Source organism: Oscillibacter valericigenes (genome assembly GCF_021531915.1).
GTDB classification, from domain to species: domain Bacteria; phylum Bacillota; class Clostridia; order Oscillospirales; family Oscillospiraceae; genus Oscillibacter; species Oscillibacter valericigenes_A.
Map to the genome: position 1 here is coordinate 26,988 of NZ_JAFBIV010000013.1, position 21,480 is coordinate 48,467.

At 59.8% G+C, this 21,480-nt stretch carries 18 protein-coding genes, 1 tRNA gene and 1 riboswitch; of the genes, 5 read left to right on the forward strand and 14 right to left on the reverse strand.

Features of this window, described 5'->3' with window-relative positions:
- Positions 1-142: 142 nt before the first annotated feature.
- Both JQM66_RS09245 and JQM66_RS09250 read right to left on the reverse strand, forming a co-directional pair.
- Complete coding sequence (locus tag JQM66_RS09245; protein WP_328284130.1) at positions 143-1,066, reverse strand: histidine kinase N-terminal 7TM domain-containing protein; 924 nt, start codon at positions 1,064-1,066, stop codon at positions 143-145.
- A gap of 159 nt (positions 1,067-1,225) precedes the next feature.
- Positions 1,226-1,855: a helix-turn-helix transcriptional regulator gene (locus JQM66_RS09250; protein ID WP_235229591.1), complete on the reverse strand. Its 630-nt coding sequence runs from the start codon at positions 1,853-1,855 to the stop codon at positions 1,226-1,228.
- Positions 1,856-2,071: 216 nt separating this feature from the next.
- On the opposite strand from JQM66_RS09250, the gene nifJ reads away from it, so the two are divergent.
- Positions 2,072-5,578, forward strand: coding sequence for a pyruvate:ferredoxin (flavodoxin) oxidoreductase (gene nifJ / locus JQM66_RS09255; protein ID WP_235229592.1), 3,507 nt, complete (start codon positions 2,072-2,074; stop codon positions 5,576-5,578).
- A 126-nt stretch (positions 5,579-5,704) separates the two neighbouring features.
- On the opposite strand, the gene JQM66_RS09260 is transcribed toward nifJ, so the two are convergent.
- The 6 genes from JQM66_RS09260 to JQM66_RS09285 form a co-directional block, all read right to left on the reverse strand.
- Positions 5,705-6,085, reverse strand: coding sequence for a metal-dependent transcriptional regulator (locus tag JQM66_RS09260; protein ID WP_235229593.1), 381 nt, complete (start codon positions 6,083-6,085; stop codon positions 5,705-5,707).
- 66 nt (positions 6,086-6,151) lie between these two features.
- Positions 6,152-6,227, reverse strand: a tRNA-Ala gene (locus tag JQM66_RS09265).
- An 80-nt stretch (positions 6,228-6,307) separates the two neighbouring features.
- The gene (locus tag JQM66_RS09270; RefSeq protein ID WP_235229594.1) at positions 6,308-7,837 is read right to left on the reverse strand and encodes a nitrite/sulfite reductase; all 1,530 of its coding nucleotides are present in this window, start codon (positions 7,835-7,837) and stop codon (positions 6,308-6,310) included.
- Positions 7,838-7,952: 115 nt separating this feature from the next.
- Positions 7,953-8,945: a hypothetical protein gene (locus tag JQM66_RS09275; protein ID WP_235229595.1), complete on the reverse strand. Its 993-nt coding sequence runs from the start codon at positions 8,943-8,945 to the stop codon at positions 7,953-7,955.
- Positions 8,946-8,953: 8 nt separating this feature from the next.
- Positions 8,954-10,105: a hypothetical protein gene (locus tag JQM66_RS09280; protein ID WP_235229596.1), complete on the reverse strand. Its 1,152-nt coding sequence runs from the start codon at positions 10,103-10,105 to the stop codon at positions 8,954-8,956.
- A 57-nt stretch (positions 10,106-10,162) separates the two neighbouring features.
- The gene (locus JQM66_RS09285; RefSeq protein ID WP_235229597.1) at positions 10,163-11,491 is read right to left on the reverse strand and encodes a CCA tRNA nucleotidyltransferase; all 1,329 of its coding nucleotides are present in this window, start codon (positions 11,489-11,491) and stop codon (positions 10,163-10,165) included.
- A gap of 126 nt (positions 11,492-11,617) precedes the next feature.
- Between JQM66_RS09285 and murC the strand changes: the two genes are divergently transcribed.
- Genes murC through JQM66_RS09300 form a run of 3 tightly spaced genes read left to right on the forward strand, consistent with a single transcriptional unit; the run spans position 11,618 to position 14,151 of the window.
- The gene (gene murC / locus JQM66_RS09290) at positions 11,618-13,000 is read left to right on the forward strand and encodes a UDP-N-acetylmuramate--L-alanine ligase (protein WP_235229598.1); all 1,383 of its coding nucleotides are present in this window, start codon (positions 11,618-11,620) and stop codon (positions 12,998-13,000) included.
- Between the two features lie 4 nt (positions 13,001-13,004).
- Entirely contained in the window at positions 13,005-13,541 is a 537-nt protein-coding gene (locus JQM66_RS09295) for a prolyl-tRNA synthetase associated domain-containing protein (RefSeq protein ID WP_235229599.1), read from the forward strand.
- A gap of 25 nt (positions 13,542-13,566) precedes the next feature.
- Entirely contained in the window at positions 13,567-14,151 is a 585-nt protein-coding gene (locus JQM66_RS09300) for a GNAT family N-acetyltransferase (protein WP_328284131.1), read from the forward strand.
- A 46-nt stretch (positions 14,152-14,197) separates the two neighbouring features.
- On the opposite strand, the gene JQM66_RS09305 is transcribed toward JQM66_RS09300, so the two are convergent.
- From JQM66_RS09305 to JQM66_RS09320, 4 genes are all read right to left on the reverse strand, one after another.
- Positions 14,198-15,124: a sugar phosphate isomerase/epimerase family protein gene (locus JQM66_RS09305; RefSeq protein ID WP_235229600.1), complete on the reverse strand. Its 927-nt coding sequence runs from the start codon at positions 15,122-15,124 to the stop codon at positions 14,198-14,200.
- Between the two features lie 63 nt (positions 15,125-15,187).
- Positions 15,188-16,195 (reverse strand): magnesium transporter, encoded by a 1,008-nt coding sequence (gene mgtE / locus JQM66_RS09310; RefSeq protein ID WP_235229601.1) that lies wholly within the window; start codon positions 16,193-16,195, stop codon positions 15,188-15,190.
- Between the two features lie 239 nt (positions 16,196-16,434).
- A riboswitch (M-box (ykoK) riboswitch) is annotated at positions 16,435-16,595 on the reverse strand.
- Between the two features lie 39 nt (positions 16,596-16,634).
- Positions 16,635-17,609, reverse strand: a complete 975-nt coding sequence (locus JQM66_RS09315) for a helix-turn-helix transcriptional regulator (protein WP_235229602.1) — start codon at positions 17,607-17,609, stop codon at positions 16,635-16,637.
- A 350-nt stretch (positions 17,610-17,959) separates the two neighbouring features.
- Complete coding sequence (locus JQM66_RS09320; RefSeq protein ID WP_235229603.1) at positions 17,960-19,027, reverse strand: hypothetical protein; 1,068 nt, start codon at positions 19,025-19,027, stop codon at positions 17,960-17,962.
- A gap of 159 nt (positions 19,028-19,186) precedes the next feature.
- On the opposite strand from JQM66_RS09320, the gene JQM66_RS09325 reads away from it, so the two are divergent.
- A complete protein-coding gene (locus JQM66_RS09325; protein ID WP_235229604.1) occupies positions 19,187-20,266 on the forward strand; it encodes a D-alanyl-D-alanine carboxypeptidase family protein in 1,080 nt (359 codons plus the stop codon).
- 79 nt (positions 20,267-20,345) lie between these two features.
- Here the strand turns inward: JQM66_RS09325 and JQM66_RS09330 are convergent, their stop codons facing one another.
- On the reverse strand, positions 20,346-21,167 hold the full coding sequence (locus tag JQM66_RS09330) for a 4Fe-4S binding protein (protein WP_235229605.1): 822 nt from the start codon (positions 21,165-21,167) through the stop codon (positions 20,346-20,348).
- Positions 21,168-21,252: 85 nt separating this feature from the next.
- Positions 21,253-21,465 carry a hypothetical protein gene (locus tag JQM66_RS09335; protein WP_235229606.1) on the reverse strand — a complete coding sequence of 71 codons (213 nt, stop codon included), beginning with the start codon at positions 21,463-21,465 and terminating at the stop codon, positions 21,253-21,255.
- Positions 21,466-21,480: the final 15 nt, after the last annotated feature.

The window sequence follows — 21,480 nt, forward strand, 5'->3', positions numbered from 1 at the left end:
CATCTTTATTATAGACACCGGCGGCGGGAGAGACTATTAGACTCCGGATGCAAACAGGGCTACTTCTGGCAAAAACAGGGCTACCTTTTGGGCTACCCCCTCATAAAAGCGGACAAAAAAGCCGCCTCACCGGAGGCGGCTCTCAGCAATATTGTCTGACGATCTCATAGAGCTCCGCACGGCTGGAGACGGACAGCTTTTTGAAAATGCCTGCGGTGTGTTTCTTGATGGTGTGTTCGGTGACAAACAGTTCCTGGGCAATGTCCCTGCGTTTACGGTTGGCCAGGATGAGCCGCAGTACCTCCTGCTCCCGTCCGGAGAGGGAAGAGACCATGGGCCAGGCGGCAAAAATGGCGTCGATCTGCTCCGGGGCAAAGGAGTGGATGGGCCCTTCGCCGGCCCCCTCCGTGGTGGGAAGAACCACCGGAGCGGGCTGGCTTTCGCCGCTCAGCGCCACATTGTCCAGAAGCAGCAGCATCAGCGCCGTCAGCACATAAGAGATGGCGAGGAATTCAAAGCTTCGGGGGATTAGCTTCTCCACCATCCAGATGGAGATGTTCCCCAGTGCCGCCACAGCCAGGAAAATCGTGTGAGAAACGGAGCATGTCCGCCGTTTGACGGCGGCATAGAGGACCAGTCCCACCATGGCGGCGAAATAGGCATACAGGTAGCAGCCATACAGACCGTGCAGCGGACCGTATTCCCGGACCAGCTGGGCCGTGCCGTCCGCAAAGTCCAGAGCAACCTCCTTATAAAACAGTGTGGACCAGCCGCCGCTGGCAGCCAACAGCAGCATCAGGGTACTCACAACGACCAGAACACCCGGCAACGCCTTTGGATAGCGCAGACCGTTGAGCGCCAGAAGCATCATCAGCATGAAAAAGGGCAGAAAAACATTGCCCAGGTAAGAGATGCGATAGGCCATCAGGGCGATTTCCAGAGTTTTGGAGATGGAAGTCAGGAAGTAGCCCAGCTCGCAGACAAAAACGGAGACAAACAGCGCGAACAGCCAACGGTTCTTTCTGCGGTCCATCCACGGAAAGGCAATCACCAGCGCCAGAGACACAGCGCAGATGATGCCATAAGCAATCGATATGGTACTCCCCTCCTTCCCACAGCGTATCAGGTGGTTTTCAAATCATTCAAGTAAAATACAGCATCCTTCGGCACATTCCGAAAGAGACACGGCAGATGCGCCGGATCTCCCTGTACAGGCCCCTGCCGGTCAGTCCTGCGCTTCCAATTCCTTCAGATAATTATACACGGTAAAGCGGGAAATCTTCAGCCGGTCGGCCACATAGGGGACCGCCTTCTGCATCTGAAAAACGTTCCGCTCCCGGAGCATTCCGATGATCCGCATGCGGTCGTACTTCCCCATTTTCTCCACCGGAATTCCCACGCTGCCGATGCACTCGTTCATGATCTGGTTGATGCTCTGGCGGGAGTATAGCTCCTCCTCCAGTTTTGTAGAGGTAGAGATCAGTTTATCCAGTGCGTCCTGCATACCCACATACTGGGAGATATCGAAATTGATGCCCAGGCCATAGTGATACGTTTCGCTCTTGAAGTAGATGGTGGAGGATTTGATGGTCTTTCCGCCGGTTGTCACCACCTGGCAGTTCATATAGTTCGTGCCCGGGTCAATATTCTGGAACGCGTCTTCCGGAACAGGGTCCCCTGTGATGTATACACAGTCCCCTTTTTTGCGGCCGGACACATGCCCGTTGTAGATGGCCGCGATAAAATCCTCATAGTGTTCGCAGTCATGGATCACCGTTTCACAATGATAGCCAAAGGTCTCCGAGATCATTTTCGCGATCTCACACAAATTGTTGAACATCTCCGAGCTTTCCATGTCGCGCTCCATCTCCGCTTTTCAACCTTTTTCGTATTATACCATCTTCACATCAAAAAAACAACATGGTCTATCTGCACAACAAGTTGTCTATTTTTTTGTCAGTTGTATGATGACGTATGCATTGACAATCCGTTCAGATATTATTACAATTTGTTTAGATATATCTGCACTGCTCTGCATGAATAATCCGATGAAGAAAGGGGTCAATGAACAATGCGAAAAAAAACGATCATGGTTGCGGACGGAAACGAAGCCGCGGCGTATGTGGCCTACGCGTTTACGGAGGTCGCCGCCATTTACCCCATCACTCCCTCCTCTCCTATGGCGGAGAAAACGGATGAGTGGTCCGCCAACGGGCGGAAAAATCTGTTCACCCAGCCAGTGAACCTGGTGGAGATGCAGTCCGAGGCCGGTGCCATCGGCGCAGTCCACGGAGCGCTGGAGGCCGGTTCTCTGGCTACCTCCTTCACCTCCTCCCAGGGCCTGATGCTGATGATCCCGGTGATGCACCGCATCAGCGGAACCCGTCAGCCCGCTGTGCTCCATGTGGCCTCCCGTACCGTGGGCACCCACGCCATGTCCATCTTCGGTGACCACAGCGACGTGATGAACTGCCGCCAAACGGGCTTTGCTATGCTGTCCACCGGCAGCGTGCAGGAGGTCATGGACCTGGCAGGCGTGGCCCATCTGTCGGCCATCAAGAGCCGCATCCCCTTCATCCATTTCTTCGACGGCTTCCGGACCTCCCATGAGATCCAGAAGATCCGTGCCATCCCCTACGAGGAATTCGGCAAGATGCTGGACTGGGGGGCTGTCCGCAGCTTCCGGGAATCCGCCCTGAACCCCTATCATCCCTCCCTGCGGAACACCGTCCAGAACCCGGACGTCTACTTCCAGTTCCGGGAGGCCAACAACCGGTTCTATGACGGTTTGCCCGACATCGTGGAAGATTACATGCAGCAGATCAACGCCGTCACCGGCGAGGATTACCACCTGTTCAACTACTACGGTGCCCCCGACGCGGAGCGGGTCATCGTGGCCATGGGCTCCGTCAGCGGCACCGCCCGGGAGACCGTCGCCTATCTGAACGCGCTGGGTGAGAAGGTTGGCTATCTCCAGGTCCATCTGTTCAATCCGTTCTCCAAGGAGCATTTCCGGGCCGCCCTGCCCAAGACGGTGAAGAAGATCGCCGTCCTGGACCGCTGCAAGGAAATGGGCGCGGCCGGCGACCCCCTGTATCTGGCTGTCTGCGCCGCCTACGCTAACCGGCAGGACGCTCCCTACATCTGCGGCGGCCGCTATGGCCTCTCCTCCAAGGACACCACTCCCTCCCAGATCAAGGCTGTGTTCGACCACCTGCTGGGCGACGAGCCCTTCTCCGGCTTCACCGTGGGCATTGAGGATGACGTGACTCACCGCTCCCTGCCCGTGGGCGGCAGCCTGCCCCTGACCCACAAGAAGATGGTCAGCTGCAAGTTCTGGGGTCTGGGCAGCGACGGCACCGTGGGCGCCAACAAGAACTCCATCAAGATCATCGGCAACAACACCGATATGTACACCCAGGCGTACTTCGAGTACGACACTAAGAAGTCCTTCGGCATCACCCGGAGCCATCTGCGCTTCGGCGAGGAGCCCATTCTCTCCTCCTATCTGGTGAAGGAGGCGGACTTTGTGGCCTGCCACAACCAGTCCTTCCTGGATAAATACGACATCGTCTCCGAGCTGAAGAGCGGCGGCACCTTCCTGCTGAACTGCCGCTGGACACCGGAGGAACTTGACAAGGAGTTGCCCGCCGCCGTCAAGCGGGTCCTGGCGGAGAAGCACGCCAAGCTGTACATCATCGACGCCAACGCCATCGCCCGGGAGCTGGGCCTGGGTGACCACGCCAGCATGGTGCTGCAGGCGGCCTTCTTCCGCCTGGCGGACATCATCCCCATTGAGGAAGCCGTCACCTACATGAAGAAGGCCGCGGAGAAGTCCTTCGGCAAGAAGGGCGAAAAGGTGGTTCAGATGAACCTGGCGGCCATCGACCAGGGCGTGGACCACGTGGTGGAGGTCTCTATCCCGGAGAGCTGGAAGGACGCCGTTGATGCCCCCAAGGCGGTAAACGTCAGCGAGCCCGACTTCATCCGCAACATTCTGCGTCCCTGCAACGCGCTGAAGGGCGATGACCTGCCCGTCTCCACCTTCATCGGCTATGAGGGCGGCACCATGCCTCTGGGCACCACCGCCTATGAGAAGCGCGGCATTGCCACCCGGCTTCCTGTGTGGGACAGCACCGCCTGCATCCAGTGCAACCGCTGTTCCTTCGTCTGCCCCCACGCCGTCATCCGGCCCTACCTGCTGGATGATCAGGAGGTGGAGAAAGCCCCCGATGGCTTCGTAACAGTACCCGCCAAGGGCGCCAAGGAATACCAGTTCTCCCTGCAGATCAGTGACATGGACTGCACCGGCTGCGGCAGCTGCGTGGCCTCCTGTCCCATGAGCGGCAAGGCCCTGCGGATGGAGCCCGTCACCAGTGAGCTCTCCCTGACCCCCGCCTGGGAATATGGCCTGACCATCACCGACAAGAAGGCCTTCAAGGCCGAGACGGTGAAGGGCAGCCAGTTCCGCCAGCCTCTGTGCGAATTCTCCGGCGCCTGCGCCGGCTGCGGCGAGACCCCCTATGCCAAGCTGCTGACCCAGCTCTACGGCGACCGGATGTACTGGGCCAACGCCACCGGCTGCTCTCAGGCATGGGGTGCCGCCATGCCCTCCATTCCCTACACCGTCAGCAAAGAGGGCCGTGGTCCCGCCTGGTCCAACTCCCTCTTTGAGAACAACGCCGAGTTCTGCCTGGGCATGTACCTCTCCGTGAAGCAGCAGCGCAACAAGGCCCGGGTCTGGATCGAAGAGCTGCGTGGCCTGGTCCCGGAGCTTGAGGAACCCATCGATGAATGGCTGGATACCTTTGCGGATGTCAACGCCTCTATGCCCACCTCGGAGAGACTGTACGCCGCCCTGGAAGCCACCCCCCTCACCGGCCGGGCAGGCGACTTGAAGACCCTGATCTTGCGCCATCCGGAGCACCTGGCCAAGCAGCCCGTGTGGATGTACGGCGGCGACGGCTGGGCCTACGACATCGGCTTCGGCGGTCTGGACCATGTCATCGCCATGGGCGAGGACATCAACATCATGGTGGTGGATACCGAGGTCTACTCCAACACCGGCGGCCAGAGCAGCAAGGCAACGCCCCTGGGCGCCGTGGCCCAGTTCCAGGCCGCCGGCAAGAAAACCGGCAAAAAGGACCTGGGCAAGATGATGATGGCTTACGGCAACTGCTATGTGGCCTCCGTTGCCATGGGCGCGGACCCCAACCAGCTGCTGAAGGCTATCACCGAAGCCGAGGCCTATCCCGGCCCCTCCCTGATCATCGCCTACGCCCCCTGCATCAACCACGGCATCAAGGCCGGTATGGACCAGGTCCAGGCGGAGATGAAGCGGGCGGTAGATGCCGGCTACTGGCCCCTGTACCGCTACAACCCCGCCAAGAAGGACCATCCCTTCACCCTGGACTCCAAGGCGCCCACCATGGGCTATCAGGAGTTCCTGGAGGGCGAGGTACGCTACAACTCCCTGCACAAGACCTTCCCCGAGAACGCCAAGGAGCTGTTTGCAGAGGCGGAGCAGCAGGCCAAGGCCCGCTATGAGTCCTACCAGAAGCTGGCAGAGCAGGAATAATCCGGCATCGACCGGACTGATATGCGGATAAAATCCCCCTGTCCAACTCCGTCGCATCGTATTGCGTCATCCGAAAAAACGCCGCCGCAGGCAAGCCCTGCGGCGGCGTTCATATTTGCCTGGTTTTCACTTTTCGCTGTTCTCCCGCTCCTGTACATAGTCACAGATGCGGGCAAAGGTCTCCGCGCTCAGATCATGCTCCACCTTGCAGGCGTCCACTGCCGCCTGCTCCTGGGAGACCCCCAGTAACGTAAACAGCCGGGTGATGATCTGATGGCGCCCATAGACCCGTCTGGCAATTTCCAGACCGCTGTCGTTCAGAGTAATGCTGCCGTCGGGCGCCATGGAGATGTATCCGTTCTCCCGCAGTTTCTTCATGGCAATGCTGACGCTGGGCTTGGAGAATCCCAGGTGATTGACAATATCAATGGAGTGAACCTGGCCGTACTGCTCCTGCAAAACCAAAATGCTCTCCAGATAATCCTCTGCGGACTCGTGGATCACCATAGTGTCAGCTCCTCTCAGTATCATTGCTGTGTAAAAAAGCGACGGCAACAGCCGTCGCTTTTTTATTGGTGGAGATAAGCGGGATCGAACCGCTGACCTCTTGACTGCCAGTCAAGCGCTCTCCCAGCTGAGCTATACCCCCGAACCGGAACATTCGATAGTATAGCAGTTGGGTCCCACTTTGTCAACACCTTTCGGCAATTTTTTTAATTTTTCTTTTCCTCACGCAAAACGGGCAATGATGGCCTCCCGCTCCGCGGCGTGCTCCGCGGACCAGCGGTCCCATCCCTGCTCCGCTGCGGCACGGCCCAGCTCCACCAGCAGTGCGGGGATATCCTTTTCCAGAATGGTGGCCACAGGCTCGCCGAACCGGGCGCCGCCCAGGGTATCATCGCCGCCCAGGAACAGCTTGAAGGCCGGCTGAGGCTTGCCGTCCACGGGCTTGACGCAGCCCTGGAAGCCCATAGCGCCCGCCTGATGGGCGGCGCAGCTGGAGGGACAGCCGGAGATGACGATCTTCGGCAGTGCGCCGTCGGAGAGGCCCGCCTCCCGCACGGCCTGGACCGCCGCCCGCAGCAGGCTCTGGCTGTCCCGCACGCCCTGCTGGCAGATAGAGGCGCCGATGCAGGCCACGCTGTGCTCAAAGGCCGTCCTGGCGCCGTCCTCCGTGGCGGCCAGGACCTTCTTCGCCTCCGCCGCCGTCAGATTGATGATGTACAGCGTCTCATTGGGAGCCACACGACATTCCGTTCCGGGCATGTCCTTCAAAAGTGCGTACAGCTGGGCGGGCTTCTCCACCGGCAGAACACCGCCGATGGGGTGGTACGCCACAGCGTACAGGCCCGCCTGTTTCTGGGGAATGGCGCGTGCATCCGTCAGTTCGCCGTCTCCGGACTTGTCAACCGCAACAGGCTCCACCGCAAGGTCCAGGCCGCCCTCGGCCTTCCGCTTCTCCACGTTGGCCAGGAATACCGCCTTCAGGCCATCAGCTCCCAGAGTCTCCTGCAGATAGCGGGTGCGGGCCTTTGCCCGGTTCTCATAGTTGCCGTGGGCACAGAAGGTGTCGATCATGGCCCGGATATAGTACAGCACATCCTGCGGCGCAATTCCCTCCGCCACAGGTACGCCCATGCGGTGATTGTTGCCCAGGCCGCCGGCGATGGACAGGTCGAACGTTCCATCAGGCTTCGCCAGGAAGCCCATGTCCCGGAAGGCGCTGTGGACGCAGTCGTCCACGCCGTTGCAGAAGGCAATTTTCAGCTTGCGGGGCATTTTGATGTCCCGGCAGATAGACAGCAGATACTCGGTAGCCGCCTCCGCATAGGGCTGCACGTCAAACGCCTCACCCTGCTGAACCCCGGACAGGGGGCTGCTCATAACATTGCGGGGATTGTCTCCGCCGCCTCCCCGGCAGTAGATGCCCACGCCAATGGCGCCCTCCATGATGGGTGCCACCTGCTCCGCCGGCAGGTCATGGAGCTGTACGGTCTCGCAGGTAGTGAGCTTCATACGGTGCACGCCGTACTTTGCCACGGTGTCCGCCAGGAAGCCCAAGCGCTCCACCGTCAGGCGGCCACCAGGCATCCGCAGCCGCAGCATGTGTTTGGAGGCATCCCGTTGGGCATAGCTGCCCATACCGCCTGAGATGCCCTTGTAATCTTTCTTTTCGATATCGCCCTTCTGGAAGGCGCTGATGGTCTCCTGAAAGCTCCCGATCTCAGACCGGTAAGTTTTGATCCACTGTTCGTTCATCGCTGTACCTACTTTCCCATTCAAACTACATGTATACGACGGAAACCGCCGTTCTTCTGCAAATGATATTTTCACTATACCACAGAGAATCCTTGCAGGCAATCCCCGGTTCTGCTCATTCAGCGCTAATCCAATTGGAAAAATCCAACAATTTGAACTCTTCCAGTTCCCGGCAGAAGGTGTTCTCCCACCGGGAGACCCGCCCCAGGCCGGAGGCCAGCGGGTCGATGTACCGCTTCTTGGCGTTCACCCGGACCCACTCCCCCGCTTTCGGTGTTTCCCAGCTGCGAAGGATGCGGGAATACCCGCAGAACCTCCGCCACAGGGGACCGCAGACCGGGTCCCGCTCCAGCAGCGCAATAACGGCAGGCTCCGTGGTCCAGAGGTCCTTCTGCGTGACTGCTCCCCGCTCCAGCCCCACCCTCAGGAGGTCCGCCAGGGACTGCATGGCGAAGCGGTCCTCATCCGCCACATAGACCCGGGAATTCCGCATAGCGCCTTCCGCAAAGGCGGCGGCGATCTCCGGTGTGCGGAACACCAGCTCCGGCCGCCCCTGTTCATCCCGCCCCACAGTCAGATCACGGTACATGGCCACAACACACTCCATATCCGCGAAGCCGTAGTTCAGCAGGTTCCCCAGGCTGTACTCCAGCCGGTCCGCCGACAGGGCAGGACTGTCATTGTCCGCCATGGGATAGCGGTGGTAATCTGAAATGTCTCCCGGCGTCACCCGGTATTTCTCAAGCAGTTCTGTCACCTCCGGCGACGCGGCAAGGCACTCCGCCACCCCCGCCTCCGTGGATTCCTGCCGCAGGTGGTCCCCATTGAGGAAATCCACCACATGGGCAAATACCGGGGTGGTCACGTCGTGGAACAGCCCCGCCAGGCTCTGCTCCACGCTTCCCGTGAAGTGCCAGACGATCAGGGCTACGCCCAGGCTGTGATCATAGCGGGAATAGGGTCCGATCTCCACAAAACGAGGAAAGCGGGTGTATTCACACCCGCAGTTCATCCCCACCTGTTTCAGCCGCTGCATAGGCGGCGTGGCCGCGAATTCCCGCAAAAATTCCGGGATTTCCGAATGATACAGGCTCCATAATTGGTCCATGACCGCGCTCACTCCACTCCGTACTGATAGCATTGCTCTTTGTCGAAAGATACGCCGAAGGCATCCTCCATCAGCTCACTGCGGAAGATGATCCCATCCAGTTCATAGTTCTCCTTGTAATTCAGGCAGTAGGCATATACCGTTCCCTCCTGCTCACTGAAAATCACGTATTTCGTGTCTAAAAAGCGGTCGCCCTCTGCGTTCCGGACTGTCAGAAAGGCCTCCCGCCGGCCGTCACCGTTGAAGTCCAGCCATGCCTGCTCCGTCATTTCCAAGGGAAGGTCCGCGTATTCCGTCGCGCCGCCGGGCTGGAGGTATGCCTCTAAAGTAGTCCAGCCGGTGTCGCCGCCGAAGCCATCCGCCGTGACGCCGTAGAACGCTCCGCCGTTTTGCAGTACATTTTCGATAGCTTTTTTTGCCGCGGCATCCCGCTCCGGGTCGATTTCCGCCGCTGTCCGATCCTGACCGTAGTTATAGATGAGCAGGATCATCGCCGCCAACTCCGGCAGCTCCACCAGAGTGCGAGTCTCCCGCAGGTACATGCTGCCCGGTACAATGTCTGTCATGGCAGAGTAAGGCTTCTCCGGGTCGTTGAAGTTGTCCTCCTCAAAGAACATGGTTTCCTCTGGCTTCCCATCCACGATGCTGAGTTTCTTCACGAAATGTCCACCCATGTGGCCCCAATTCAGCGCAACGGCGTTCTCCTCCGGCCAGGTGTACAGGCTGGTGTGGCCGGTGGGCACGTCCCCGATCTCCACCGCCGTGCCGTCCCGGTATCCATAGACCGTGGTGTGATATCCGGCCTCGCCCAGTCCGTAGCGGAGCAGCAGCTCCGGCACGCCATCCTTGTCGATGTCGTAGAGCACATAGGTGCCGCTGACCTCCCCGATCTCCAGAGCAACGGTATTGGGGTCGTAGTCCGGGCGGTTCGTGTCACGCAGGGTCCTCACCTGCCCTGCCAAGTCCATCAAAAAGGCAGCATAGGCCACCTGCCAGTCCGCATACACTGGCTCTTCCGGCGTTTCAGGCTGTTGCTGCGGCTGTGCGGGTTCTTCCTCGGTGACCACAGGTTCCTCCTGTTCAGGTGCCTGTGCCGTCTTTCCCCCGCAGGCCGTCAGCAGCAGGCACATGGCCAACGCCATACCTATCCATTTTTTCATAGAAGCCACCTCACTTTTAAGCTGACCTCAGTATACCAGCCACGGTCCTGTCAAAAACTACAAATCTGTTACAAATCGTGACACCGATGACAGCAGTTCCTTCCGGTCGTTGGGCAAGTCCCCATCCACCACCGCGTCCAGCAGCTTCTTCAAAACCTGCCCCACCACCGGCCCAGAGAGGCCAAATTCTGTTAAGTCTTTCCCATTAACAGCAAGCTGTTTCAGGGAAAAGCAGGCATCCTCCGCCAACAGCTTCTCCATGATAGTCTCTCCCTTGTCCAGCTCTCGCTGGCGGTCATGGAATTCCGGTGCCTGGGCCAGATTATCCGCCCGCTTTAGGGCAAGCAGCCGCCGCAGGTCCCGTTCCCCCAGTTTGCCCAGAGCCCGGCGGATGGCCTTGTCCGTCCGTGGAATGTCCCGATCGTGCCAGTCCACCAGCCGCACCACGGTTTCCCGGAACTCCGTAGAGCACTTCAGGCGCCGCAGCATCCGGTCCGCCAGCTCCCGGCTGATGGCGCTGTGTCCGTAAAAATGCCCCACGCCCTTTTCATCCACTGTAAAGCAATTTGGCTTGCCGATATCGTGCAGCAGGGCTGCGCACCGCAGTACCGGGTCTCCCGGCACCGCCGCCACTGCGTGGAGGGTGTGCTCCCAGACATCGTAGCAATGATGAACATTTTTCTGGTCGAAGCCCACCATGGGCAGCACCTCCGGCCAGAACACCCCCACTACATCCGGGTACTGCCGCAGCACCTCCGCCGCATTCTGCCCAGCCAGCAGCTTCAGCAGTTCCACCTGGATGCGCTCCGCGGCGATCTCCCCCAGCAGTTCCTTATTTCTATGGATGCTCTCCCCTGTTGCCGGGTCAATTGCAAATCCCAGGACCGCCGCAAACCGCAGCCCCCGCAGAATGCGCAGGGCGTCTTCCTGAAACCGCTGGTCCGGGTACCCCACGCAGCGGAGAACGCCGTTTCTCAGGTCCTCCTGCCCCCCGAAGGGGTCCCGCAGTTCTCCCCGGAGGCTCATGGCTATGGCGTTGGCGGTGAAGTCCCGCCGCTGCAGGTCCTCCTCCAGAGAGCGGGTAAAGGTGACGGAGTCCGGCCGCCTATGGTCATGGTAAGTGCCGTCTACCCGGTAGGTGGTCACCTCCACGCTGTTATGGTCCGCCCGGACCGTGACCGTGCCGTGCTGCAGCCCCGTGGGGAAGGCGTGCTGGCCAAAGGCCGCCATGGTCTCCTCCGGCATGGCGCTGGTGGTCACGTCCCAGTCCTCCGGCACCCGGCCCAGCAGGGTATCCCGCACGCAGCCTCCAACGCACCAGGCCTCATGGCCCGCCGCCTCCAGGGTCTCCAGGACTTTTTTCACATATTCCGGTATTTCCGCCATGTTTTCGCCCTCATTTCGGTTGCATTTCCTTGTTTCGTGTAATATAATAAAGTGCTTTTGAAGATTATGCAACGCTTTTTTCCCTTTTATGTGGCAAAGGCGTTTTTGAAAGGACGACCAGTTTCCATGATGAACAATCCCAATCCCATTCGTGACTATCTGGTACCCGGCAAACGGGTCCATCTGGTGGGCATCGGCGGCGTGTCTATGTGCCCCCTGGCGGAGGTCCTGCACGGCAAAGGCCTGCAGGTCCAGGGTTCAGACATGACTGACAGTGACACCGTCAAGCATCTGCGGTCCCTGGGCATCCCCGTGGCCATCGGTCATAACGCGGACAACCTGGGGGACTGCGACTTTGTGGTCCGCACCGCCGCCGTCCACGACAGCAATCCCGAGATCGCCGGGGCCGTGGCCCGGGGTATCCCCGTCTATGAGCGGGCCCAGGCCTGGGGCGCCCTTATGCAGCATTATCCAAACGCCTTGTGTGTCTCCGGAACCCACGGAAAAACCACCACTACTTCCATGTGCACCCACATCTTCATGGCCGCCCAGGCCGACCCCACGGTGATGATCGGCGGCACCCTGCCCCTGCTCCACTCCGGCTACCGGGTGGGCCACGGGGACACCATCATTCTGGAGTCCTGCGAATACTGCAACAGCTTCCTGAGCTTCTATCCAACCGTGGCGGTCATTCTGAACGTGGAGGAAGACCATCTGGACTTCTTCAAGGACCTGAACGATATTGAACATTCCTTCCACCGCTTCGCGGAGTTGGTCCCCCCCTCCGGACATGTCATCGTCAACGCTGACAACCAGGGCGCCGTGGACTCCGCGGTGGGTCTGGAGCGCCCGGTGTTCACCTTTGGCCTGGACCATCCCGCTGACTGCACTGCCGCTGGTCTGACGGATGTGGACGGTGCCCCCTCCTTTGACATCATGGTGCATGGCGAGAAGTACGCCCATGTGACCCTTCACGTCTACGGACACCACAACATCCTCAACGCCCTGGCCGCCGCCTCTGCCGCCTACGTGCTGGGCATCCCCGGCAGCGCCGTGGAGGAGGGTCTGGCCTCCTTCACCGGGGCGGGCCGCCGCTTTGAGCACAAGGGTGCCTATCACGGCGCCGAGGTCTACGATGACTACGCCCACCACCCCGACGAGCTTCACGCCCTGTTGACCACCGCCAAGAACCTGGGCTATGAGCGGGTGATCGTGGCCTTCCAGCCTCATACCTACACCCGCACCGCCAAGCTGTTCGAGCATTTTGTGGAGGAACTGAAGCTGGCGGATGTGGCCATCCTGGCGGAGATCTACGCCGCCCGGGAGCAGAACACCCTGGGCATTTCCTCCGCCGATCTGTGCCGCAACATCCCCGGCTCCGTCTACTGCTCCACCCTGGACAAGGTGGCAGACCAGCTGCGGAAGATCGCCCGGCCCGGCGACCTGATCCTCACCGTGGGCGCCGGTGATATCTACCGGGCCGGTGAAAAGCTGCTGAAGGAGGATTGACACCATGGAGATCTCCGGCATCTTTACTGCCGCTCCTGCCGGCGGCCGCTGCCCGGTGGAGATGGCCTCCTTCGCCCTGCTGGACCAGCTCCGCATCCCCTATCAGCGAGTGGAGCATGACCCTGCCGACACCATGGAAGCCTGCGCCGCCATCAGCGATGCGCTGGGCATCCGTATCTGCAAGAACCTGTTTCTCTGCAACCGGCAGAAAACAGATTTCTATCTGCTGACCATGCCGGAGGACAAGCCCTTCCACACCAAAGACCTGAGCCACCAGATCGGCTCCGCCCGCCTGTCCTTTGCCTCCCCCGAGGCCATGGAGGAACTGCTGGGCTGCACCCCCGGCTCCGCCAGCGTGCTGGGACTGATGAATGACACCGGCCACCGGGTCCGTCTGCTGATGGACCGGGAGGTCTATGAGGCGGAGTGGTTCGGCTGCCACCCCTGCAAAAACGACGGCAGCCTCCGCATCAAAACCGCCGACCTGCTGAACGTTTTCCTGCCCCACACCGGCCACGAGGTCACTGTGGTCGATCTATAAAGGCCTGACACCACCGGAGGAACACATGATGTCCATGAACTGCAAGATCAGACTGGCCCGGCCCCAGGACGCCGAGGAACTGCTGGAGATCTTCCGTCCCTATGTTCTGGAGACTGCCGTTGCCTTCAACTATGAGCCCCCCACCCTGGAGGAGTTCCGGAATACCATGGAGGACCGTCTGCGCCGCTACCCCTATCTGGTGGCGGAAACGGAAGAGGGGTTGATGGGATATGCCTACGCCTCCCCCTTTAAGGCCCGCGCCGCCTATGACTGGGCGGTGGAGACCTCCATCTACGTCAAGCAGGGTCACCCCGGCCAGGGCTATGGCCGCCTGCTCCACGACAGGCTGGAAGAACTGCTGAAATCCCAGAATATTCTGAGTATGTATGCCTGCATCGCCTACACGGACCATGAGGACACCCACCTGACCAACAACAGCATGCACTTCCACGCCCACATGGGCTACGAGCTCACCGCTAAATTTCCCAAGTGCGGCTATAAGTTCGACAAGTGGTACGACATGATCTGGATGCACAAGGAGATCGGCTCCCATGACGGCCCGCCCTCTCCGGTCATCCCCATCACGGCGCTGGACACAACACTTCTGTGATAGAAGAACAAAAGGACATGGCTGAACGCCATGTCCTTTTGTTCTTTCAGAGCACCAGTGCCTCTTTCAGTGTCCGCAGGGAGCTGATGTGGCCCTCCAGCATTGGCAGGGTCAGGTCCTCCATCTCCAGGGACACGTCTCCGTCATAGCCGCACATACGGACCACGGAGAAAAACTCCTTCCACCACTGGGCACCGTGGCCGGCCCCCACGGCCACATAGTTCCAGGCCCGCTGGCGAAACTGGTCGATGGGCTTGGTGTCCAGCATGCCGTTGGGACCGCACATCCGGCGCTCCGGTCGGGAATCCTTGCCGTGGATGTGGTAGATGGCATCCTCCTCTCCCAGCACCCGGGCGGCTTCCATGGGGTCACCGCCCATCCAGAAGAGATGGGAGGGGTCCAGGTTCATGCCTACCATGGGGCCCACGGCCTCCCGCAGGCGCAGCAGCGTCTCCGGATTATATACCAACTGCATGGCGTGGTTCTCCAGGGCAATGCGGCGGATGCCGCAGTTTTCCGCCATCCGCACCAGCTCACGCCACTTGGGGATGGCCACCTCATTCCACTGGTAATCCAGGATGTCCTGGGTCTCCGGAGGCCAGGAGGTGGTGACCCACACCGGAGTCCTGTCGCCGGGGCACCCCGCGGGCAGACCGCTCATCATAACGATCTTTTCTACCCCCAACTGCTCCGCCAGACGGAAGGTCTTTTCCGTGGCCTCCCACTCTTTTTCATAGGCCAGGGGGTTGCCGGAGCAGTTCAGGGCACAGAGTTCGATGTTCCGCCGCCGCAACTGGTCCATCCACCGCTGCCGGGCTGCTTCGGAGGACACCATCTCGTCCAGATCGATATGGGGTGCGCCGGACCAGTTTCCGGTGCCGATCTCCACGGCACGGACCCCCTGCTCCACGCAGAAATCCAGCATCTCCTCAAAAGGCATGTCCAGGGTGCAGGTCTTGATGGCAAGTTTCATGGGAAGGTCCCTCCTGTTTCATTCTGCTGCCATGATACCACAGAAGGAACCCTTCGTAAAGTGTCACAGTCCCAGCAGCCAGGAGGCCAGCCGGAAATAGGTCAGCAGGGAGACTGCGTCCACCAGAGTGGTGATAAAGGGGCTGGCCATCACCGCCGGGTCAAAGCCCAGCCGCCGTGCCAGAATGGGCAGAGAACAGCCGATCAGGTCCGCCAGCACCACGGTGACCGCCAGGGTCAGGCTGACGGTGGCCGCCACCCCCTGTCCCACACCGCTGAACACCAGCAGCCGCAGATAGTTCACCACCGCCAAGACCAGGGCGCACAGGGCCCCCGTCCGCAGCTCCTTCCACAGCACCCGGGGCCAGTTGGAAAAGCTGAGCTCACCCAGAGAAAGTCCCCGGATCACGGTCACGGAGGACTGACTGCCGCAGTTGCCGCCGGTATCCATCAGCATGGGGATAAAGGCCGTCAGGGCCACCTGAGCCGCCAGGGCGTCCTCAAAATGGGCGATGATGCCGCCGGTGAAGGCAGCGGAGATCATCAGCAACAGCAGCCAGGGGATACGGCTGAGGAACACCCGCACCACAGGGCTTTCCAGATAGGGTGTCTCCGACGGCATCATGGCCGCCATCCGCTCCATATCCTCCGTGGCCTCCTCCTGCAGGACCTCCATGGCATCGTCGGCCGTGACGACGCCCACCAGGCAGTTGTCTCCGTCCACCACCGGCAGCTCCAGCAGGTCGTACTCCTGCATCAGCTGGGCCGCCAGTTCCTGGTCATCCTCCGGCTGGAGGGTGATAAAGGGATGGGACATGGCGTCCTTCAAATGAACGCCGCCCCGGGTCGTCAGAAGCGCCCGCAGGCTCACCAGCCCCAACAGGGTGTATTCCTCATCCACCACATAGCAGTGGTTCATCTGAGCATCCGGCAGTCCCACCTGCCGGATGCGCTCGATGGCCTCATTCACCCGGAAGTCCGGCGGCAGCACCACTGGCTGCCGCATAATAGCGGCCACGGTGTCCCCGGTGACGGGGATGTTTTCACGGATCTCATCAAACGTCTTTTTCATAGGTCTTACCTCCTCGTTTCCTTGTGAGCATTTGCTCCAATGGACAGGGAGGCCGGACAAAGCGCGCCTAACCGGGACAGACGCCGTGTCGTCTGTCCTGACGGCTGCTCCGGTCAGGGCTTTCTGATCTGTCTGGCCTTCGACTGCCGGCGTCCATCCTGTTCACCTCACTTTTTCAAAAAATCCACCGCAAAAAAAGCACGCGTCCCCGAATGGTGGACGCGTGCCTGACACGACTGTTCAGCTGCCACCGTTCGAGCTTTAGCTCCGCCGGGCGGTGAAATCGCATTAGGTCATGCCTTGCTTTCGACAAGCCCTGTTCAAACCATCGCGTGATGTCTCCATCACTTTGCGGCAGCGATCCATATCCCTGCGGTAGCCTTACCTACCGGACGCATATGCGGTTGTGCGATTATTTTATCATTTCGGATTGGAACTGTCAACCTTTTGTTGGAAAAACAGGCCGGATATACTTGAAATACTGCTTGGGATCATAATAAAAGTACATAAGTCTGCCGGGAGTCGTATCCAGGCAATAACCGGTATCGGAATAATCAAAGCCTGCCATGGCCCGTTCGATCTTCTCCTCCACGGTGCGGTTCTCCTGCTCATAGTCAAAGGGCCCGTGCTCAAAGACGATATACTCCCCCTCGGGGACCTCCATCAGCCGCAGCGGAGCCGGCACCTCTCCCCAGTAATCCGCCGGGAGCCGGACACCCCAGCACTCCGTGCGGGGAATGCCCCAGTCGCAGAGCCTGCCCTCCGGGTCGTTTCGGTAGGCCATGATCTGGCCGCTGCCGCAGTTGACCTCGCTGCCGCCGGTATCGTCCAGCTTGCCCTTGATGCTGTCCAGCAGGCCGCAGACTGTCTCATAGTCCTGTCCCGGGATAAGATTCTGCTTCTGCCAGAAATCCCAGTATCCGTTGCTCTCCCGGTTCTCAACATACAGGAATTTGTGCGCCGGGATGGTGATGAAATAAATATTGATGCCATCTGTGGAGCTTACCATGCCGATCTCTCCCCATCCTAAAAAATAGCGGTCAAAGGGGTTGAGCTTTGTACGAAGGACGACAGGCTTCGGTTCCTTCCGGTATGCACTGGGCGTAACGCCGTAGGCGTCTTTGAAGGCCCGGGTAAACGCCTCGTGGGAGGAAAAGCCATAGTCAAGTGCAATGTCCAGAAAGCTCTTTTCGCTGTCCCGCACTTCCTTCAAGGCAAAGGCGAGTCTCCGGCTGCGCAGGTAATCCCGCAGCGGCATTCCCGATATTTCCCTGAATTTCCGTGTGGTGTAAAACTCGGAGTATCCCAGTCTGCCGGAAAGTGCCCGCAGTGTCAGCGCCTCGTCATCCCGTGCCTTGATGCAGCGGTCGATCTCATCCACGATGCTCTGGATCTGCTGCTCCCATTCGTACATCTCAGTTCCCTCCTTTCAGCACTATTATAAAGGAATCGGCGTGTTTCCGCTTGATTTGACTTGCTGTGATGCGGATCACTCCTCAAAAGCGGCGATCTCCGTCAGGAACGCCCTGCCGTATCGGCCGGCCCTGGCCGCCCCGGAACCCATCATAGCCGAAATAGGTTTTCAGAACTTCTTCCTTTGTCATGGATGGTTCTCCTTTTCTTCGCTGCGTCCATCATATCACACCCTGTCCCTGATGTCTCCGCCGTTTTGCTCATTGTTTGGATATCCCCGCTTTTCTCCCTTGGAACGGAAAAACGGGGAGAGGACTTCTTCCCCTCCCCGTTTCAAATCTCAATATGTTCTTATCCCATCCAGCTCAGAAGCCGCCCTGCCTCCATGGCCGCCAGAGCCCGGACACCCTCAAAGTCCACATAGGGATTGTAGACTGCCTCCAGCTTGTCGTGACTGGCCTTGGCGTCCTTCAGGGACACCACCGCCTCCTGCCGCAGCAATGCTGTCATCCGGGTCTGGAACCGCAAGCGGGCCTTGCCCTCCGGGTCTGCCATGGCGTCCAACCGGATGCGGCGGAATGGCTTTTTCCCGTAGTCCATCCCCGGCCGGGAGGTGACGAAGGCCAGCTCCAGTCCCGGCACCAGCAGGTGCTCCATACGGGACGGGTCCTCTGGCGCCATGCAGGCGATGGTATCCCAGCCGTTGTCCACCGCCACCCGGTGGAGCCGGGCCAGACTCTCCCCTGCCAGCTCCCAGCTGTCCGTGAACTCGTAAACCTTGGAACACAGCGTATCCACACTGTCAAACCGCCAGAGATACCCCTTGTGGGTGATACTGCCCAGAAACCGCTTCGTGGTCCTACCCTGCTCCCGGCCTTTGGCTCGCAGTTCCCGCTGGAGGATACCCTCCACCCGTCGGTCCATCCGGTCCCCGCCAAAGGTCTTCCCTGCCGCCGCAACGGTGTCTAACTCCACCTGCCGCGCCGCTTTCAGGCAGCGATAGGCCCGTGCGTAGGCTGCCTGATATTCGTGGGTGTGGGCCTTCACCGCCTCCGCATCTCGTTTGGCTGCCATCAGGTCGTAAAACCGCCCCAGATCCACATACCGGTCCACCGCCGCCGGATACTTGGGCTCAATCACATGGGGACTGGTGCCGTCCGCGATGGCGCATTTCAGTTCCGGCAGCACCACGCCGTCCAGGGAATCCGGGTCGCCGGAACACCACAGATACTCCACCTTTGCCCCCGCCTGCTCCATGGTGCGGCCGATCTCCCGCATAAAAGTATTCTTCCCCACCCCGGGGCCACCTTTCAATACCATAAAATCGTATGTATCTTCCAGTTCCAGGATTTCCCCAAAGAGGTTCTGGAAGCCCTCGCCGCTGTTGGCGCCCACAAAAAAGTTTGTCACCTGTGCCATAGCCGTCTCCTCCATTGCTGATTTCATTTTCAGGCTATGCGGCCATACCTTGGCCTGACAGTCGTTTCTTCCCACTTTTTCAAAATTTCTGAGATTCCTGATGCAATCCGCGCAGGTCTCTGTTATAATAGGTACACCATTCCAAACAAGGAGCCCTTCATGGACCATTCATACGAACCTATCCTCAGCGACGAGGAACGGGCCCGTCGCCGGGCCCAGCGTGCTGCAGCCCGGAAAAAGAAACAGCAGGCCCGTCGCCGACGCCTGCTTCTTCAAACCGCTCCCTTTCTTCTTCTGGCCGTCATTCTGGCGGTCTTTCTCCTGCGAAACGCCCAGCATCCCAAGGAGGAGTCTGCGCCCGAGGCCCCCGCTGTGGCCCCTGCCGTGATGCCGGATGTCCAGGAGGAACCGGAGGAGCCCGTTGTCTACACCATTTCCGCCACGGCGGACACCGTCCAACTGGACGATACCCTTCCTAGCGCCTACGCCGTGGTGGTAGACCGAGCCAGCGGCAGAATCCTGGCGGAAAAAAGTTCCGAGACGGTTATCAGCCCTGCCTCCATGACCAAGATCCTGACTCTGCTGGTGGCGGCTGAAAACCTAAAAAGCCTGGAGGACACCGTCACCATCACCATTGATATCACGGACTACTGCTACGTCAACGACTGCAGTGTGGTGGGTTACGATGTGGGCGAAACGGCCACGGTGCGGGAACTGCTGTACGGCACCATTCTCTCCTCCGGCGCCGACGCGGCTCTGGGGCTTGCCACCTATGTGGCCGGGTCCCAGGAGGCCTTTGTGGAGCTGATGAACGCAAAGCTGGAGGAACTGGGGCTTTCTGAAACGGCCCACTTCACCAACTGCGTGGGGCTGTACGACCCTGACCACCACTGCACCGTCCGGGACATGGCGATCATCTTAAGCGCTGCTATGGACAATGAACTGTGCCGGGAGGTTCTGTCCGCTCACACCTATGAGACCACCCCCACGGAGCAGCATCCGGAAGGCCAGGTCCTCTCCAACTGGTTCCTGCGGAAGATCGAAGATCACGACACGGAGCAGGCTGTCCGGGCCGTGGGTGCCAAGACGGGCTTCGTGGTCCAGTCCGGCTCCTGCGCCGCCAGCTGGGGCGAGGACAGCGCAGGCAGAGAATTCATCTGCGTCACCGGCAATGCGTACAGTGCATGGCGGGCCATTTACGACCATGTGGAGCTATATAAAAACTACTGTGGATATTAAAAAGTCGTCCCCAACGGGGACGACTTTTTAATATCCGCATTCTCAGTTCTCGCTCTCTGGCCCGCCTTCGTCAGCTGCTTCACAGGAAGACTTCGTTCTCCTTCGAGTCCATGAAGCTCATCTCCAGCATCTTCACATGAGACAGAAAAGCCTCGTCATCAAAGTATTTGGCACCCTTGGTACACTTGCGGACGCACCGCTGGCACTTGATGCAGGTTCCGGGGACATTGGATACATCCGCCGGGTCAATAGCCCCCATGGGACACAGCCGAGCGCAGGCACCGCAATTGGTGCACTTGCGCAGGTCGGTCCTTGGCTTGGCTTTCAGGAACTTGGCTGGCTGGCCGTCGGTGCCCTTGGGGATGTAATAGGGTGCCTCCGGATCTCCGGGGACCTGAACCGGCGCCGGAATATCTGTGAAGCTTTTTACCTTGTCAGAAGCTCGTTTGGCAAAGCTTTTCATCTCAAACTCGTCGCTCCAGCCAGGACGGCCATAGGCCAGCTCATCGGTGAAGGCGTGGCGGCCCACAAAGGCCCCCGCAGCCACGGTATGGAACCCGTCCCCCTCCAGAACGGCACACAACTCCGCCAGAGAATTGTCGTAAGCCCGGTTGCCAAAGGTCACTGCCGCCACCGCCAGAGCGCCGTTCCCCCACAGCTTCTCCCGGAAGTCGGGCAAAATTTTGTTAGGCAGCTTCCCGGCATAGGTTGGCGAACCCACCACAACTAAATCAGTCTCTGTAAAGGTATATACCTGTTCACGCTCCACAGGTCTGGTAAAGGCGATCTGCTCCAGCGGCACGCCCAGAGCCGCCGCCAGTTCCTTTCCCAGCAGGGTCACTACCCGGTCCGTATTGCCGGTGGCGCTGAAGCAGAGGGTCCAGACTTTTTCGATCTTCATACGATACTCCTTTCGTAACGCAGCGGGGCGGTCCCGGCCGCCAGGAGACGGCCAGAGACCGCCCCACAGGGATGTCTTTGGTGTATTACAGGGAAAAGTCCTCGTCCTTTAGCTTTCCGGTGTCCAGTGCAGCGGGACGGGGCGGCACCCGCTTCAGCGGGTCGTACTTGAAGGCCCGGCAATGGTCCTCCATGGGGACGATGCCCCGCTTCACGCAGGCCACCTCCCGCTCGTTGATCTGCTGGCCCCGCTGGCAGTAGGCGCAGCGGGGGTCCATATCCTTGCGAAACAGTTTCACGGTTCCCCCTCCATT

What these genes read in the sequence shown, in the direction of transcription:
- murC (WP_235229598.1), top strand. Translation starts at nt 11,618, where the DNA reads ATGATGAACAATCCCAATCCCATTCGTGACTATCTGGTACCCGGCAAA.
- mgtE (WP_235229601.1), bottom strand. Translation starts at nt 16,195, where the DNA reads ATGAAAAAGACGTTTGATGAGATCCGTGAAAACATCCCCGTCACCGGG.
- JQM66_RS09250 (WP_235229591.1), bottom strand. Translation starts at nt 1,855, where the DNA reads ATGGAAAGCTCGGAGATGTTCAACAATTTGTGTGAGATCGCGAAAATG.
- JQM66_RS09305 (WP_235229600.1), bottom strand. Translation starts at nt 15,124, where the DNA reads ATGAAACTTGCCATCAAGACCTGCACCCTGGACATGCCTTTTGAGGAG.
- JQM66_RS09260 (WP_235229593.1), bottom strand. Translation starts at nt 6,085, where the DNA reads ATGGTGATCCACGAGTCCGCAGAGGATTATCTGGAGAGCATTTTGGTT.
- JQM66_RS09270 (WP_235229594.1), bottom strand. Translation starts at nt 7,837, where the DNA reads ATGAACGAACAGTGGATCAAAACTTACCGGTCTGAGATCGGGAGCTTT.
- JQM66_RS09325 (WP_235229604.1), top strand. Translation starts at nt 19,187, where the DNA reads ATGGACCATTCATACGAACCTATCCTCAGCGACGAGGAACGGGCCCGT.
- JQM66_RS09315 (WP_235229602.1), bottom strand. Translation starts at nt 17,609, where the DNA reads ATGTACGAATGGGAGCAGCAGATCCAGAGCATCGTGGATGAGATCGAC.
- JQM66_RS09275 (WP_235229595.1), bottom strand. Translation starts at nt 8,945, where the DNA reads ATGGACCAATTATGGAGCCTGTATCATTCGGAAATCCCGGAATTTTTG.
- JQM66_RS09295 (WP_235229599.1), top strand. Translation starts at nt 13,005, where the DNA reads ATGGAGATCTCCGGCATCTTTACTGCCGCTCCTGCCGGCGGCCGCTGC.
- JQM66_RS09300 (WP_328284131.1), top strand. Translation starts at nt 13,567, where the DNA reads ATGATGTCCATGAACTGCAAGATCAGACTGGCCCGGCCCCAGGACGCC.
- JQM66_RS09280 (WP_235229596.1), bottom strand. Translation starts at nt 10,105, where the DNA reads ATGAAAAAATGGATAGGTATGGCGTTGGCCATGTGCCTGCTGCTGACG.
- JQM66_RS09285 (WP_235229597.1), bottom strand. Translation starts at nt 11,491, where the DNA reads ATGGCGGAAATACCGGAATATGTGAAAAAAGTCCTGGAGACCCTGGAG.
- JQM66_RS09330 (WP_235229605.1), bottom strand. Translation starts at nt 21,167, where the DNA reads ATGAAGATCGAAAAAGTCTGGACCCTCTGCTTCAGCGCCACCGGCAAT.
- JQM66_RS09320 (WP_235229603.1), bottom strand. Translation starts at nt 19,027, where the DNA reads ATGGCACAGGTGACAAACTTTTTTGTGGGCGCCAACAGCGGCGAGGGC.
- nifJ (WP_235229592.1), top strand. Translation starts at nt 2,072, where the DNA reads ATGCGAAAAAAAACGATCATGGTTGCGGACGGAAACGAAGCCGCGGCG.